Here is a 14,328-nt window from a genome sequence, read left to right as displayed (position 1 = left end):
GCTAGGCTCGCCGACGACGCGGGGTGCCTCCTGTCCGGAGGCTGAGATCACACCCGTCGAACCTGATCTAGCTCGTACTAGCGAAGGGACGTCTCCATGAGCGTTCGACCGACCCTGCCCACTGCCGACGATCTCGGTCGCACCTGGGAGGGGGTGCGGTCCCGGTCGCCCCTGGTCCAGTGCCTGACCAACGTCGTGGCCACCCAGCGCACCGCCGACGTGCTGCTCGCCGCCGGCGCGGCACCCGCGATGGTCGACAACCCGCACGAGGCGGGCGCCTTCGCCCGGGTCGCCTCTGCCGTGCTGGTCAACCTGGGCACTCCCCAGGACGCCACGGTCGAGGCCAAGCGGCTGGCCGTCGCCGCGGCGCGTGAGGCGGGGACCCCCTGGGTGCTCGATCCGGTCGCGGCCGGCGGGCTGGCCTGGCGGACCGAGGTGGCCCGGGAGCTGGTCGCGCTCGGACCGTCGGTCGTGCGGGGCAACGCCTCGGAGGTGCTCGGCCTGGCCGGCGGTGCGGGCGGGCGAGGCGTCGACGCGACCGACAGCGCCGAGTCCGCCCTGGAGGCTGCCCGCGAGCTCTCGCAGCGCCACGGCTGCGTCGTCGCGCTCAGCGGGCCGGTCGACCATCTCGTGCTGGGCGACGAGGTGGTCCGCCTGGCTCACGGCCACCCGTGGCTGACCCGCGTGACCGCGGTCGGCTGCTCGCTGGGCGCACTCGTGGCGGCCTGCTGCGCGGTCGCTGAGGACTCGCTCGCCGCCGCGGCGACGGCCACCGCCGCGCTCACCCTGGCGGCCGAGGACGCCGCCGCTCGCAGCGCCGGGCCCGGCAGCTTCGCTCCCGCGCTGCTGGACGAGCTCGCCGCGCTCACTCCGGAGGCGCTGGCCGGCAGGGCGGTGCTCGCCTGATGCTCGACCTTCGGCTCTACCTCGTGACCGACACCGGTATGACGCGTCGGCACGGTCTCGACGCCACGCTCCGGGCCGCGGTCCGCGGCGGGGTGACCGTCGTCCAGCTGCGCGACCACGACGCCTCCGACCGGGAGTTCGTGGCGCTGGGCCGCCTCGCCCTGGCCGCCCTGCGGGGCACCGGGGTGCCGCTCATCCTCAACGACCGCGTGCGCCTCGTGGAGGAGGTCGGCGCGCAGGGCGCGCACGTCGGGCAGTCCGACCTCGACCCGGTGAGGGCGAGGGAGATGCTCGGGCACACGGCATACCTCGGCCTGTCGTGCCACACGCAGGACCAGGTCACGGCGGCCTGCGCGCTGCCGACGGGCACCGTGGACTACCTCGGTCTGGGGCCGGTGTGGGCGACCAGCACCAAGGCCGACCACGCGGCTCCGCTGGGGCCGGACGGTCTGGCCTCCCTCGCGAGGGCCAGCACCCTGCCCGCCGTGGCCATCGGCGGCGTCGACGCGTCCAGGCTCGCGTCCGTACGGGCGCCCGGGGTCGCCGGGGTCGCTGTCGTCAGCGCCGTCTGCCGGGCCGAGGACCCCGCTCTGGCCGCGCGCGAGCTCCGCGCCGGCTGGGGCGCGTCCGTGGAGGTGGGCGGGTGAGCCGCGCGGACGCGAGGTCGTCCGGCGGCGGAGTCCCCCACGTGCTGAGCATCGCCGGCTCAGACCCCTCCGGCGGCGCGGGGATCCAGGCCGACCTCAAGACCTTCAGCGCCCTCGGGGCCTACGGCTGCGCGGTGCTCACCTCGCTCACCGCGCAGAGCACCCAGGGAGTCACCGGCGTGCACCCCCTCCCGCCCGGATTCGTGCGCCAGCAGGTCGACACACTCGTCGAGGACGTGCGGATCGACGCGACCAAGCTGGGGATGCTCGGCACCGCGGAGTGTGTCGAGGTGGTCACCGACCTCGTGCGCGAGGGGCGTCTCGGTCCGGTGGTCCTCGACCCGGTGATGGTGTCGACGGCCGGGTCGCGCCTCCTGGACGAGGACGCCGTCGCCGGCGTGCGCCGCCTGCTCCCCCACGTCGACGTCGTCACGCCCAACCTGCCGGAGGCTGCCGTGCTGCTGGGCGGGGAGCCGGGGCAGGTCGCGACCGACGTCCGCTCGATGCACGACCAGGCGCGTCGGTTGCAGGATCTCGGCGCGGCCCGGGTCCTGCTCAAGGGCGGGCACGCCCAGGGGCCGGAGGCGCTCGACGTGTGGGCGGACGCCGACGGTTCGCACGAGCTGCGCGCGACGCGGGTCGACACACGGCATACCCACGGCACCGGGTGCTCCCTCTCCTCCGCGCTCGCGGCGATCCGTCCACAGGAGTCGTCCTGGTTGGCCACGGTGACCGCGGCCAAGGAGTGGCTCACGGGTGCGCTGACCCAGGGTGAGCGGCTGGCGGTCGGGAGGGGCCCCGGGCCGGTCCACCACTTCTGGCGCTGGTGGTGAGCCGCTCAGGAGGACCCGGTCGGCGGCAGGGGGCGGCATCCGGCGACCCGGTGCACCGCTCCTGGCACGGGCGAACGCGCCAGGAGCGGTGCCGGGCAGACGTCAGGCGACCATCCCGTGCGGGTCGATGACGTACTTCTTGGCCACGCCGGCGTCGAATTCCTGGTAGGCCTGCGGGGCCTCGTCCAGCGACACCTTCGTGGCGTTGACGGCCTTGGCGATCTGCACCTTGTCGTTGAGGATCGCCATCATCAGGCCGCGGTGGTACTTCATGACCGGGCACTGACCGGTGACGAAGTAGTGCGACTTCGCCCAGCCCAGCCCGAGCCGCAGCGACAGCGAGCCGACCTGCGCCGCCTCGTCCACACCGCCCGGGTCGCCGGTGACGTACAGGCCGGGGATGCCGAGCCCGCCACCCGCCCGGGTGATCTCCATGAGGGAGTTGAGGACGGCAGCGGGGTGCTCGGTCGCCGCCTCGGAGCCGTGACCGCGCGCCTCGAAGCCCACGGCGTCGACGCCGCAGTCCACCTCGGGTACCCCGAGGAGCTGCTCGAGCTGGTCACCCACGTCACCCTTGCTGACGTCGACCGTCTCGCAGCCGAAGGAGCGCGCCTGGGCCAGCCGCTCCTCGTTGAGGTCGCCCACGACCACGACCGCTGCGCCGAGCAGCTGCGCGGACGCGGCGGCGGCCAGACCGACCGGGCCGGCACCCGCGACATACACGGTCGAACCGACGCCCACACCGGCGCTCACCGCACCGTGGAAGCCGGTCGGGAAGATGTCGGAGAGCATGGTCAGGTCCAGGATCTTCTCCATCGCCCGGTCCTTGTCGGGGAACTTCAGCAGGTTCCAGTCGGCGTACGGCACGAGGACGTACTCCGCCTGTCCACCCACCCAGCCCCCCATGTCGACGTAGCCGTAGGCGCTGCCGGGACGGTCGGGGTTGACGTTCAGACAGATGCCGGTCTTGCCCTCCTTGCAGTTGCGGCAGCGGCCGCAGGCGATGTTGAAGGGCACCGAGCACAGGTCACCCTCCTTGATGAACTCCACGCCCGGCCCGCACTCGACGACCTCGCCGGTGATCTCGTGGCCGAGGATGAGTCCCTCCGGAGCGGTGGTGCGCCCACGGACCATGTGCTGGTCAGAGCCGCAGATGTTCGTCGTGACGACCTTCAGGATCGCGGCGTGCGGCAGCGCCCTGCCGACGTTGGCCGGGTTCACCCCCGGGCCGTCCATCAGCTCGAACGTGGGGTACGGGATCTCCTGCACCTCGGTGTGTCCGGGTCCCATGTAGGCGACACCACGGTTGTTCGTCATGCCTGATCACATCCTCAGACCACTGAGGACGTGACCCTGTTGCCACGTCCACGTGATCGGTTCGGGTCTGATCAGTCTATCGAGTTGCGCGGATGGCGCGCTGTGAGTCGCCTCACAACAGGTCGAGCACGACCGCGGCGGCCGCCGCACCCGTCGCCACGAGGCTGCGGTGCGTCCGCGCCCACTCGACTCGGCGGGCGGCCGCTGCCTCGTCGCGTCCGGCGCGGTGCGCCCGCACCGCGGCGAGCATCGCCTGCGCGACCTGCCCCACGTCATACCCCACCGCCTCGCCGAGGCCGTGCTCGGCGACGTCCGCCGCCGCCGGGCCCGGACCGGCGAAGATGACCGGCGCTCCCGACGCGACGGCGGCGATCACCTTGGTGGGGTAGGCGAAGTCGTAGCCCACCCCCGGCCGGACGCTCACCAGCGCCGCGGCGGCTCCCCGCTGCCACGCAGCGGCCTCCTCCGGCGGCACGAGCGGACGCAGCTCGATCGCGTCCGGGGGCAGCTCGTCCCGGACCCTCTGCAGCGCGTCCCAGCTCGACCCCTGGCCGAGGAAGACCAGCCGCGCGTCGGGCTGCTCGCGGACCACCTCGCGCATGGCCTCGGCGAAGATCTCCGCGCCCTGCCACTCCGAGGCGGTTCCGGCATACACGAGGTATGGCGCGTCCGGCGCCTCGGGATGCAGCTGGCCCTCGGGGGTGAAGACGTCGGTGTCGATGCCGTTCGGCACGACGGTCACCGGCGTCCCCGGCCCCGCCAGGGCGCGGACCCGTTCGGAGACACCCTCGGAGACGGCGACGACGTCGCGCGCGCCCCGCAGGGCGAACCGCTCGACCCGCCGCATGGCCGACACGACGGGCGCCGGGGCGCCCATGGAGGCGGTGGCGTCCGACCAGACGTCGGCGGCGTAGTAGACGTAGGGCACGCGCGGGCCCACCAGACCGCGCACGAAGAGGGCGACCCGGGTGACCGCGCCGGTCGTGGGCGGCGGCTCGACCACGACCACGTCCGGCCGGCGCTCGGCGAGGAGCCGGAGGGCGAGCGGCAGGTCGAAGGAGAGGTAGGGCAGGTAGCCGCGGACGTAGCCGTTCCTGTCCCTGAGCACCGGCCAGCGCGACACTTCGACGCCTGCAGCGCGGGTGGCCGGCGCGTCGCGCAGGGCCGGTGGGGGGTTGCTCGTCAGGACGCGGACGTGCGACCGCTCGGCAAGGGCCCGCACCAGGGCGCCGAGCCGGAAGGTCGCCGCGGCCGCCTCGGGCGCGAAGATCCGGGTGGCAAGAACCACACGGCGCGTCCGGTCACTCATGGGACAACCACATGACGCGCTCGGTGGGGTGGTGGGCAACCACGTGACGCGGTCGGTGGGAGGGAGGGGTCACAGGGTGATGGTCTGGCCCGTGGCGGCTGAGGTGAGGACGGCCTCGACGACGCGCAGGGTGTTGACGCCCTCGGACATGGACACGGCCTCGGAGGGGCGGCCCCAGAGGGCGTCGCGGAAGTTCTCCTGCTCGACCAGCAGCGGCTCGCGCCGGGACAGCGCGTAGCGGGTGGAGTCGCCCTCGGACACGCCCCGGAACGCCCTGGCCCGGTCCCACTCCGAGGTCACGTCACCGTTGGCGACGAAGGTCAGGTCACCGGTGAGGGTGTTGGCGATGAACGCCCCCTTCTCCCCCGTCACGACCGTCTCGCGGACCTTGACCGGGGAGAGCCAGTTCACCGTGTGCGACACGATGATCCCGTTGGCCAGCCGGCCGGTGGCCACCACCATGTCCTCGTGCTCACGCCCCGAACGGTGCGTCACCTCACCCGCGACCCGCTCGTAGGTCGACTGCGCCAGCCACGCCGTCAGGTCGATGTCGTGCGTGGCCAGGTCCTTGACCACCCCCACGTCGGCGATCCGCGCCGGGAACGGGCCCTGCCGCGAGGTCGTGATCTGGTAGACCGCGCCCAGCTCGCCCGCGCCGATCCGCCGCCGCATCTCCAGCAGGGCGGGGTTGCACCGCTCCACGTAGCCGACCGCACCGACCAGCCCGGCAGAGGCGAACGCGTCCGCGACCCGCCGCCCCGACTCCGCCGTCGCCGCGATCGGCTTCTCCACCATCGCGTGCACCCCGGCCTCCGCCAGCGCCAGCGCCACCTCCTCGTGCAGGTAGGTCGGCACCGCCACCATCGCCGCGTCGATCCCCGCAGCGACCAGCGCGCCCACGTCCGGCAGCACCTCCAGCCCGCCGGCGACCCCGTGCTTGTCACCGAACGGGTCGGCGACCGCGACCAGCTCCATCCCCTCCACCGCACGGATCACCCGCGCGTGATGACGCCCCATCGAGCCCAGCCCGATCAGCCCCATCCGCACCGTCCCACCCTCGGGCAGCACGGCACCGCCCACGTCGATGCTCACCGTCCCGCCCCGACCACCGTGCTGACGGCCGTCGCGATCCGCTCCAGGTCACCCTGGGACAGCGAGGGGTGCACCGGCAGGCTGATCACCTCCGCCGCGGCCCGCGCCGTCTCCGGCAGCTCGTGCGCCGGGGCGTACCGCGCCAGGGAGACCAGCTCGTGGTTCGGCGTCGGGTAGTACACCCCGCACCCCACCCGGTGCTCCTCCCGCAGCGCCTGGACCACGCGGTCCCGCTCGGCACCCGAGGCACCCGCGATCCGGACCGTGTACTGGTGGTACACGTGCGTGCACCCCTGGCGCACCGGCGGGGTCACGACACCCTCCAGGTGCTCGTCCAACCACGCCGCGTTCGCCTGGCGCTGCGCCGTCCACGCACCCACCTTGGTCAGCTGCACCCGCCCGATCGCGGCGTGGATGTCGGTCATCCGGTTGTTCAGCCCCACCACCTCGTTGGCGTACTGCTTCTCCATCCCCTGGTTGCGCAGCAGCCGCACCCCCCGCGCGATCTCCTCGTCCCCGCACGAGACCATCCCACCCTCGCCCGAGGTCATGTTCTTCGTCGGGTACAGGCTGAACATCCCGAACACCCCGAAGGACCCCACCGGCTCCCCGTGATACGTCGCCCCGTGCGCCTGAGCCGCGTCCTCGAACAGCTGCACCCCCGCCTCGGCAGCCACCTGCCCCAGACCCTCCATGTCCGCCGGGTGACCGTACAGGTGCACCGGCATCACCGCCGCCGTCCGGTCCGTCACCGCCGCCCGCACCGACTCCGGGTCCAGGTTGAAGGTGTCCGGGCTGATGTCCGCGAACACCGGCGTCGCCCCCGTCAGGGCCACCGAGTTCGCCGTCGCCGCGAACGTGAACGACGGGACGATCACCTCGTCCCCCGCGCCGATCCCCGCCGCCAGCAGGCCCAGGTGCAACCCCGAGGTCCCCGAGTTCACCGCCACGCACGTGCGCCCACCCACGAGCTGGTCGGCGAACTCCGTCTCGAACGCCGCCACCTCCGGACCCTGGGCCACCATCCCCGAGCGCAGCACACGATCCACCGCAGCCCGCTCCTCCTCCCCGATGATCGGCTTCGCCGCAGGGATCATCGGCAGGTCGGTCGTCTCGGTCATCAGCTGGTGCCTTCCTCGGTCAGGGTGCCGTCGTGCTCGGTGTACATGGTGCCGGTCGCGGGGCAGCGCAGCCGCCCCGGCGTGCCGGTCTGCTCCAGGGGGTGGCCGGCGCGGCCGACCCAGCCCACCTGGCGCGCGGGGACGCCGACCATCAGGGCGTGCGGGGGGACGTCGCGGGTGACCACGGCGCCGGCGGCGACCGTGGCCCAGGCGCCGATGGTCACGGGCGCCACGCAGACGGCGCGGGCGCCGATGGAGGCGCCGGTGCCGACCGTCACCCCGACCGCCTCCCAGTCGTGGGCGCTCTTGAGCGACCCGTCGGGGTTGATGGCGCGCGGGAAGGTGTCGTTGGTCAGGACCGCGGCCGGCCCGACGAAGACGCCGTCGCCCAGGCGCGCGGGCTCGTAGACCAGCGCGTAGTTCTGCACCTTGCAGTGGTCGCCGAGCTGCACGCCGGTCCCGATGTAGGCGCCGCGCCCGATGACGCACCCCTCGCCGAGGACCGCCTGCTCGCGCACCTGCGCGAGGTGCCAGACGGAGCTGCCGTCGCCCACGACGGCGTCGGGTGAGACGTCGGCGCTGTCCACGATGCGTGTTGTCACGGAACTCCTTGATCGCGTGCGGGACAATGCAGGTATGACCTTATCGCCCCCCGTCGAGGACGCCTGGCTGGTGATCCCGCTGTTCAACGAGGCGACGGTGATCGAGGAGGTCGTCCGCGCGGCGCGCCGCACCTTCGCGCACGTCGTCTGCGTCGACGACGCCAGCACCGACCGGTCCGCCGGGCGCGCGGCCGCGGCGGGCGCCGTGGTCGTCTCGCACCCGTTCAACCTCGGTCAGGGCGCTGCCCTGCAGACCGGTATGGCGTACGTGCTCGCCGCGACGGACGCGGCCTACCTGGTCACCTTCGACGCGGACGGCCAGCACCGTGTCGAGGACGCCGCGGAGATGGTCGCCCGGGCCAGGGACGAGGACCTGGCGATCGTCTTCGGCTCGCGCTTCCTCGACGACCGCACCCGGCCGGGTCTGCTGAAGAAGATCGTGCTCAAGGGTGCGGTGTGGCTGACCAACCAGCAGACGGGGCTGCGCCTGACCGACGCGCACAACGGGCTGCGGGTGCTGCGCCGCGACGCCGCGAGCGCGCTGGACCTGCGGCAGAACAGGATGGCGCACGCGACCGAGATCGTGCTGCAGCTGGGACGTACCCGGCTGCCCTGGGCCGAGCACCCGGTGCACATCGTCTACACCGACTACAGCCGTGCCAAGGGGCAGTCCCTCATCAACTCCGTCAACATCCTCGTCGACACGTTCCTGAAGTGAGGCCGCGCCCGTGCTCGACCAACCGTTGATCAAGATCCTGCTGCTCGTGGCGATCGTGGTCGTCACGCTCATGCTCAACCGCTCCGGCGCCGGCGCCCGGCACCAGGCCGTGCGCCGGCTGATGCTCGTGGCCTTCGTCCTGCTCGCCGCGATGGCCGTCCTCTTCCCGGCGCTGCTGACCCAGGTGGCGCGCTTCCTCGGCGTCGGTCGCGGCGCCGACCTGCTGCTCTACGGGCTGACCGTCTTCTTCCTCGGCTTCGTCGCCTCGTCCTACCGCCGCATGCGCCAGATGGAGCAGCAGGTCACCACCCTGGCCCGCGAGCTCGCGCTGCGCGCCGCGATCCACGACAGCCGGGGGCACACCCGCCACGAGGACGGTCCGACCGGTCCTCAGACGTAGGGCAGCAGCTCGCGGTAGACCCGCTCGTCCGCCGCGGCGAGGATCCCGCGCGGGCGGATCCCCGGGCCGTAGCGCTCCCCGTCGACGGTGCCGACGTAGCCGCCGACCTCCTCCAGCATCAGCGCCCCGGGAACGTGGTCCCACGGCATGGTCGCGCGGTAGAGCAGCGCGTCGCAGGAGCCCGAGGCCAGCTGGGGGTAGTCGATCCCGCAGCTGACCCAGGTGAGCGACATCGGGCCGGCGGGACCGAGCATCTGGCCCACGCCGCGCCGGCTGGAGGTGCGCACGTCGAGGTCGGCCACCTCCTCCGGGGCCGCTGGGCGCTCCACGCGCTGTCCGTCGCGGTAGAGACCGGCGCCCCGCTCTGCCACCCAGGCTGTGCCGTGCTGGGGCTGCCAGATCCAGGCCCGGACGGTCTGGCCGTCGACGATCTCGGCCGCCATCACGGCATGGTCGGGCGAGCCGTGCACGAAGTTGCGGGTGCCGTCGACCGGGTCGACGGTGAACGCGTGGTCGGCCGCGTGGAAGGCCTCGATCAGCCGCGCGTCCGCGGCATACGCCTCCTCCCCCAGCACCAGCGTGTGGGGGTAGGCCGCGCGCAGCGCCTGGGTGATCAGCACCTCCGCCTCGCGGTCGGCCACGGTGACGAGGTCACCGGGGTGGGACTTGGAGCTCACCTCGTGGTCGGCGAGCGCCCGGAAGCGTGGGTTGATGACCGCCTCGGCGGTCTCCTGGAGCAGGGCCAGCACGGCGTCGGAGTCCATCACCCCGCCAGCCTGCCACGGACCTCAGGTCAGCGGGGCGCGATGCACCTTGTGCGCGGCGGCCTGGGCCACCGGACGCACCACCATCCGGTCGATGTTGACGTGCCCGGGCAGCGAGGCCACCCAGGCGACGCACTCCGCGACGTCCTCCTCGGTGAGCGGCTGCTCGACCCCCTCGTAGACCTTGGCGGCCGCCGCCTCGTCGCCGTGCATCCGGGTCAGCGCGAACGACTCCGAGCGCACCATGCCCGGCGCCACCTCGCTGACGCGGACACGCGTGCCGTTGAGCTCGAGCCGGAGGGTGTCGACGACGGCGCGCTCGGCGAACTTCGCGGCGCAGTAGCCACCACCGCCCTCGTAGGCCACCGCCCCGGCCGTGGAGCCGATGACGACGACCGTGCCGTGGTCGGCCGCCCGCAGCGCCGGGAGCAGGGCCTTGGTGACCGCGACCGTGCCGAGGACGTTGGTCTCGTACATGGCGCGCCAGCCGTCCAGGTCGGCCTGCGCCACGGGGTCGGCCCCGAGCGCGCCGCCGGCGTTGTTCACCAGCAGGTCGAGCCGGTCGCCCACCGCCTCCGCCAGCCGCGCCACGTCCTCGGGATCGGTGACGTCGACGACGAGCGGTCGCCCGCCGATCTCGGCCGCGACCTGCTCGACCCGGTCCTGACGGCGCGCGGTGACCCACACGTCATACCCGTCCTGGGCTAGGCGCGTCGCGCACGCGCGCCCGATCCCGCCGCTCGCACCGGTCACCACCGCCGTCGGTCGTCCTGCCATGGAGGCGAGTATGCCGGTACCGCTCTCCTCGGTGATAAACCGGTGGACGCCGGCGGGCCCCTGGCAGGAGCATGGGGCCTGCACCACGACCGCGTCCGGAGCTCACCGGACGCCTGAGGAGAGGAGGAGCCATGGTCGACCTGACCGCAGCCCGTGGTCCCGCGGACCAGGGCATCAGCGCCCCGCTCTTCCTCTCCCCCAGGAGTTCTCGTGCCTGCTGCACACCCCCCGACGTCCACGGGTGACGTCGACCCGTCCTTCACCTTCCACTACGTCCAGCTCGACCTGCCCGAGGAGGCCGGTCCCGACCGCCGCCCCACCACCTACTGGGACGTCGAGCGCGGGATGCGCGGCCCGGAGCCGCGCCCCGACTGGCTCGTCGTCGACGCCGGCGCCGTCGACACCGAGCTGGGTGTCCTCAAGACCGGCAAGGAGGCCGACGTCTTCCTCCTCGAGCGGGCCGCGGAGACGCCGTACGCCGCCCGGCCCCGGGAGTCCTGCCTGCTCGCCGCCAAGCGCTACCGCGACGCGCAGCACCGCGCCTTCCACCGCGACAGCCTCTACGTCGAGGGCCGCGGCGTGCGGCGCAGCCGCGACCAGCGCGCGCTGGCGCGCAGGTCCGACTACGGCCGTCAGGTCGCCGCCGGCCAGTGGGCGCAGGCGGAGTGGGTGGCGCTGCGCACCGCCTGGGAGGCGGGCGTGCCCGTGCCCTACCCGGTCTCGCTCCAGGGCACCGAGCTGCTCATGGAGTTCGCCGGGACGCCCGACGGCACCGCGGCGCCCCGGCTGGCGCAGACGCGGGCCGAGGGCGAGCTGCTCGCGCACTGCTGGGAGCAGGTCGTCCAGATCGTCCTCGGCATGGCCGCGCTGGGCTGGGCGCACGGCGACCTGAGCGCGTACAACCTGCTGCTCCACGGCGAGGTCGTGCTCGCCATCGACCTGCCCCAGGTCGTCGACGTCGTCGCCAACCCGCAGGGTCCGCAGCTGCTGCACCGCGACTGCGCCAACGTCGCGGCCTGGTTCGCAGCCCGGGGCCTGGAGGCCGACGGCGACGCGCTCTTCGCCGAGGCGGTGGGACTGGCCCTGTGACGGTGGCGGACGTGCCGACGGCCGGCGCCCCTGCGCGGGGCCCCGGCCGTCGTGCGGTGGTCGTGCGGGACCGTCAGGCCAGCTCGGCCGTCAGCGTGATCGTCGTGCCGGCCAGCGCCTGGGACACCGGGCAGCCGTTCTTGGCCTCCTCGGCGATCCGGGCGAAGTCCTCGGCGGAGATGCCCTCCACCTGGCCACGCACGGTCAGGTGGATGCCCGTGATGCCCTCGCCGGGCACGAAGGTCACGTCGGCCCTCGTGTCCAGCTGGGTGGGCGGGGTCTCGTTCTTGGCCAGCATGTTGGAGAAGGCCATCGAGTAGCAGGCCGCGTGCGCGGCGCCGATCAGCTCCTCGGGGTTGGTGACCTTCTGGCCCTCCTCGGTGCGGCCCTTCCAGTGGACCTCGAACTCACCCTGGCCGGAGCTCTCCAGCCGGGTGGTGCCGGAGCCCTCGAACAGGCTGCCCTTCCAGGTCGCGCTACCGGTGCTCACCAGTGCCATCGTGTCTCTCCTCCTCGCGGGACGGTGCCCGGCGGGTCCGGGCACCTCACGACCCATCCTGCCCCACGGCGCGGGCTGCCTCCTCGATCGCCTGCAGGTCCGCCGCCAGGTCGCTCTCCAGACGGGACCGCTGGGCCAGGGTGAGGTCGAGCGCCTCCAGCCCCGTCCGGGTGGCCTCGGCGACCTCCTGAGCCTGGTCCGGACGCAGCAGCCGCAGGCGGACCGCGTGCGCTGCCGCCCCCGCGTAGGTGTCGAAGACGTGGACCCCGTGCTCCGCCCACTCGGCGCGGGCAACGTCGTCGAGGTCGGTCACGTTGTGGAGCAGGGTCCCGACGATGTGGTCGGGGTCCTTGGCGTGCATCTGGGCGCCCACGTCGCCGTCGGCCTGGCCGCTGTCGCCCACGAACACCATCCGGCACTCCGGGAAGAGCAGCCGGTCGCGGTCCATGTTCTGGATCTTGCGCTCGGCGATGACCGCCTTGGTGTGCAGGTTGAGCAGGCTGCCGCCCAGCACCGCGTGGGGCGGCAGGCCGAGCTCGGAGAGACCGTTGCGGGTGTACTGCTCCACCAGCCCGCGCGGGCCGCCCGGGCGGGCGGTGACGAAGGTCAGGTCCCCGGCGCGGTTGGGCGCCGCGGCAGCACCCTCGTCCAGGGCGGTGAGCAGGGCGACGATGCCGGGGTAGACGGTGCCGCGCGGGTAGCGGTCGTCGTGGATCGCGCAGCGGAGCGTGTCGTCGATGTCGCACAGCACGCGCAGGTCCGAGGTCGGGTCCTTGTCAGCCTGCGCGGCGATGTGGGCGATGACCCGGTCCCTCAGGTCCTCGTGGAGGTCCCGGAAGACGAGGTGCTCGAGGTCGTGGTAGTCGCCGGAGGAGTTCAGGCGGTACTTCAGGTCGTGGAACTCCGCCCCCTCCCTGGACAGCAGCGCACCCACGACGGCCTCCTGGTGCGCGCGGGGCGTGCGCCCCGAGTGCAGGGCGGCGATCAGCGCGGCCAGGGTGACCGTGGACAGCTCGCCCCCGCGCGTGGTGACGAGCAGGTCGAGCAGCTGGCTGCGGTGGTCGGCGCCCCAGACGTGGTCGTCGACGTCACCGATCAGCCGGTCGAGGTCCAGGTCGGCGAGGAGGGCGTCGAGCTCGCCGGGCGGCACCTCACGCAGGATCGCCAGGACCTCCCGTTCGGCTGCGGGGCCGGTCCGCCAGCCCGAGGTCAGCTCGGTGATGCGGGAGGCGCGAGGGTCCATCGTGCTCCTTCGGTAGGCCGTGCGTGCCGGTCGGCAGGTCAGCGCGCCACCTGCACAGCACCGGCGTGCAGGACGATGCGCGCCTCGACGATACCCCCCACCACGTCACCGTCCACCTGGGCGAGGACCGGACCGGGGGCCCGGACGAGCACCTCCCGGGCCGACCGGTACCGCAGCGCCGGGTGGTCGGCGGGGTAGGCCTCCTCGGTGGATGCCCTGCCCACCGTGCCCAGGCCGGTGGCGGCGATGTGCGCCCATCCCCGGAGGCCCGCGGGCGCGACCAGGACGGCGTGGAGCACTCCGTCGTCGAGCCGTGCTCCGGGGACGACGCGCGCCCCGGCCGGCAGCCGGGCGGCGTTGACGGCCAGCAGGCTCCACAGGGGGCCGGCGTCGACGGGGCGGCCGTCCAGGGTCAGCCGCAGGAGGTGGTGCGGGTGGCTGAGGCGGCGCAGGCCCGGCGCGAAGTAGGCCAGCCAGCGCGCGCTGGCCTTGTGCCGCGGCCGCACGGCGGCCAGCGTGGCCGCGTCGTGACCCAGTCCCGCGAGCACCAGGAACGGGTGCTCGCTCCGGGACCCGTCGGCCGCCTGCAGGCGCGCGCTGCCCAGGTCCGTCGCACGCCCCGGTGCCGTGACCGCCACCTCCGCGGCCGGCGCGAGCAGGCGGGCCGCCCCGTCGCGGACCGCCGCGTCGCGCACGGGCAGGCCGGCGCTGCGCGCGAAGAGGTTGGCCGTCCCCACGGGGACCACGCCGAGGATCACGTCGGGCACGCCGCCCAGCTCGCCGGCCACCAGCCGGACCGTGCCGTCGCCCCCCGCGACGACCACGCGCAGGGCACCCTGCGCCACGGCATACCGGACCTGGCCCGGACCGGGGTCCTCGAGCGTGGTCTCCAGCACGAGCGGGGCGCCCAGCCGGGCGTCGGCGCAGGCGCGCCGGACCGCGGCCACCGCCGCCGCGGCGGCGCGCGAGGCCGGGTTGACGACGAGCGCGACGCGGCTCACGGGCGCGGGT

16 protein-coding genes and 1 riboswitch are annotated in these 14,328 nt (G+C 73.7%); of the genes, 6 read left to right on the top strand and 10 right to left on the bottom strand.

The annotated features are described in order from the left end of the window. Nucleotides 1–9 precede the first annotated feature (9 nt). Nucleotides 10–106: riboswitch (TPP riboswitch) on the top strand. The 3 genes from thiM to thiD all read left to right on the top strand — a co-directional run bounded on the left by thiM (nucleotide 97) and on the right by thiD (nucleotide 2,386). Next, complete coding sequence (gene thiM / locus IEV65_RS06130) at nucleotides 97–906, top strand: hydroxyethylthiazole kinase (RefSeq protein ID WP_188428770.1); 810 nt, start codon at nucleotides 97–99, stop codon at nucleotides 904–906. Its footprint overlaps the riboswitch before it by 10 nt. Continuing rightward, nucleotides 906–1,553, top strand: coding sequence for a thiamine phosphate synthase (thiE, locus tag IEV65_RS06125; protein WP_188428768.1), 648 nt, complete (start codon nucleotides 906–908; stop codon nucleotides 1,551–1,553). Before thiM ends, thiE begins: the two co-directional genes overlap by 1 nt. Next, a complete protein-coding gene (gene thiD, locus IEV65_RS06120) occupies nucleotides 1,550–2,386 on the top strand; it encodes a bifunctional hydroxymethylpyrimidine kinase/phosphomethylpyrimidine kinase (protein ID WP_229734949.1) in 837 nt (278 codons plus the stop codon). Before thiE ends, thiD begins: the two co-directional genes overlap by 4 nt. A 102-nt stretch (nucleotides 2,387–2,488) precedes the next feature. Here the strand turns inward: thiD and fdhA are convergent, their stop codons facing one another. The 5 genes from fdhA to IEV65_RS06095 all read right to left on the bottom strand — a co-directional run bounded on the left by fdhA (nucleotide 2,489) and on the right by IEV65_RS06095 (nucleotide 7,827). Beyond that, on the bottom strand, nucleotides 2,489–3,703 hold the full coding sequence (gene fdhA / locus IEV65_RS06115; RefSeq protein ID WP_188428766.1) for a formaldehyde dehydrogenase, glutathione-independent: 1,215 nt from the start codon (nucleotides 3,701–3,703) through the stop codon (nucleotides 2,489–2,491). Between the two features lie 112 nt (nucleotides 3,704–3,815). Continuing rightward, the gene (locus tag IEV65_RS06110) at nucleotides 3,816–5,012 is read right to left on the bottom strand and encodes a glycosyltransferase (protein ID WP_188428764.1); all 1,197 of its coding nucleotides are present in this window, start codon (nucleotides 5,010–5,012) and stop codon (nucleotides 3,816–3,818) included. A 69-nt stretch (nucleotides 5,013–5,081) separates the two neighbouring features. Further along, the gene (locus IEV65_RS06105) at nucleotides 5,082–6,053 is read right to left on the bottom strand and encodes a Gfo/Idh/MocA family protein (protein WP_188429519.1); all 972 of its coding nucleotides are present in this window, start codon (nucleotides 6,051–6,053) and stop codon (nucleotides 5,082–5,084) included. 47 nt (nucleotides 6,054–6,100) lie between these two features. Continuing rightward, nucleotides 6,101–7,225, bottom strand: a complete 1,125-nt coding sequence (locus IEV65_RS06100; RefSeq protein WP_188428762.1) for a DegT/DnrJ/EryC1/StrS family aminotransferase — start codon at nucleotides 7,223–7,225, stop codon at nucleotides 6,101–6,103. Next, nucleotides 7,225–7,827 carry an acyltransferase gene (locus IEV65_RS06095; protein ID WP_188428760.1) on the bottom strand — a complete coding sequence of 201 codons (603 nt, stop codon included), beginning with the start codon at nucleotides 7,825–7,827 and terminating at the stop codon, nucleotides 7,225–7,227. The genes IEV65_RS06100 and IEV65_RS06095 overlap by 1 nt, the downstream gene beginning before the upstream one ends. Nucleotides 7,828–7,861: 34 nt before the next feature. Between IEV65_RS06095 and IEV65_RS06090 the strand changes: the two genes are divergently transcribed. Next, nucleotides 7,862–8,545 (top strand): glycosyltransferase family 2 protein, encoded by a 684-nt coding sequence (locus IEV65_RS06090; RefSeq protein ID WP_188428758.1) that lies wholly within the window; start codon nucleotides 7,862–7,864, stop codon nucleotides 8,543–8,545. 10 nt (nucleotides 8,546–8,555) lie between these two features. Next, nucleotides 8,556–8,945 (top strand): DUF2304 domain-containing protein, encoded by a 390-nt coding sequence (locus IEV65_RS06085; RefSeq protein WP_188428756.1) that lies wholly within the window; start codon nucleotides 8,556–8,558, stop codon nucleotides 8,943–8,945. On the opposite strand, the gene IEV65_RS06080 is transcribed toward IEV65_RS06085, so the two are convergent. Then, complete coding sequence (locus IEV65_RS06080; protein WP_188428754.1) at nucleotides 8,936–9,709, bottom strand: inositol monophosphatase family protein; 774 nt, start codon at nucleotides 9,707–9,709, stop codon at nucleotides 8,936–8,938. The genes IEV65_RS06085 and IEV65_RS06080 overlap by 10 nt on opposite strands. A gap of 24 nt (nucleotides 9,710–9,733) precedes the next feature. Beyond that, entirely contained in the window at nucleotides 9,734–10,486 is a 753-nt protein-coding gene (locus IEV65_RS06075; protein WP_188428752.1) for an SDR family NAD(P)-dependent oxidoreductase, read from the bottom strand. A gap of 210 nt (nucleotides 10,487–10,696) precedes the next feature. Here IEV65_RS06075 and IEV65_RS06070 point away from each other — a divergent pair, with 210 nt between their 5' ends. Further along, nucleotides 10,697–11,575, top strand: a complete 879-nt coding sequence (locus IEV65_RS06070) for a serine protein kinase RIO (RefSeq protein ID WP_188428750.1) — start codon at nucleotides 10,697–10,699, stop codon at nucleotides 11,573–11,575. 73 nt (nucleotides 11,576–11,648) lie between these two features. On the opposite strand, the gene IEV65_RS06065 is transcribed toward IEV65_RS06070, so the two are convergent. From IEV65_RS06065 to IEV65_RS06055, 3 genes are read right to left on the bottom strand one after another with little or no spacing between them, the layout of a single operon-like run. Next, nucleotides 11,649–12,074 carry an OsmC family peroxiredoxin gene (locus tag IEV65_RS06065; protein ID WP_188428748.1) on the bottom strand — a complete coding sequence of 142 codons (426 nt, stop codon included), beginning with the start codon at nucleotides 12,072–12,074 and terminating at the stop codon, nucleotides 11,649–11,651. 46 nt (nucleotides 12,075–12,120) lie between these two features. Further along, nucleotides 12,121–13,317, bottom strand: a complete 1,197-nt coding sequence (locus IEV65_RS06060) for a hypothetical protein (protein ID WP_188428746.1) — start codon at nucleotides 13,315–13,317, stop codon at nucleotides 12,121–12,123. Nucleotides 13,318–13,355: 38 nt separating this feature from the next. Then, the gene (locus IEV65_RS06055; protein ID WP_188428744.1) at nucleotides 13,356–14,318 is read right to left on the bottom strand and encodes a diacylglycerol/lipid kinase family protein; all 963 of its coding nucleotides are present in this window, start codon (nucleotides 14,316–14,318) and stop codon (nucleotides 13,356–13,358) included. Nucleotides 14,319–14,328 lie beyond the last annotated feature (10 nt).

Source organism: Ornithinimicrobium tianjinense (assembly GCF_014636495.1).
In the GTDB taxonomy this organism is placed as follows: domain Bacteria; phylum Actinomycetota; class Actinomycetes; order Actinomycetales; family Dermatophilaceae; genus Ornithinicoccus; species Ornithinicoccus tianjinensis.
This window is presented reverse-complemented; position numbering and strand designations above follow the sequence as displayed.

Coding starts and splice junctions, on each gene's coding strand:
- thiM (WP_188428770.1), top strand. CDS start 97: ATGAGCGTTCGACCGACCCTGCCCACTGCCGACGATCTCGGTCGCACC.
- thiE (WP_188428768.1), top strand. CDS start 906: ATGCTCGACCTTCGGCTCTACCTCGTGACCGACACCGGTATGACGCGT.
- fdhA (WP_188428766.1), bottom strand. CDS start 3,703: ATGACGAACAACCGTGGTGTCGCCTACATGGGACCCGGACACACCGAG.
- IEV65_RS06110 (WP_188428764.1), bottom strand. CDS start 5,012: ATGAGTGACCGGACGCGCCGTGTGGTTCTTGCCACCCGGATCTTCGCG.
- IEV65_RS06105 (WP_188429519.1), bottom strand. CDS start 6,053: ATGGGGCTGATCGGGCTGGGCTCGATGGGGCGTCATCACGCGCGGGTG.
- IEV65_RS06100 (WP_188428762.1), bottom strand. CDS start 7,225: ATGACCGAGACGACCGACCTGCCGATGATCCCTGCGGCGAAGCCGATC.
- IEV65_RS06090 (WP_188428758.1), top strand. CDS start 7,862: ATGACCTTATCGCCCCCCGTCGAGGACGCCTGGCTGGTGATCCCGCTG.
- IEV65_RS06080 (WP_188428754.1), bottom strand. CDS start 9,709: ATGGACTCCGACGCCGTGCTGGCCCTGCTCCAGGAGACCGCCGAGGCG.
- IEV65_RS06075 (WP_188428752.1), bottom strand. CDS start 10,486: ATGGCAGGACGACCGACGGCGGTGGTGACCGGTGCGAGCGGCGGGATC.
- IEV65_RS06065 (WP_188428748.1), bottom strand. CDS start 12,074: ATGGCACTGGTGAGCACCGGTAGCGCGACCTGGAAGGGCAGCCTGTTC.
- IEV65_RS06060 (WP_188428746.1), bottom strand. CDS start 13,317: ATGGACCCTCGCGCCTCCCGCATCACCGAGCTGACCTCGGGCTGGCGG.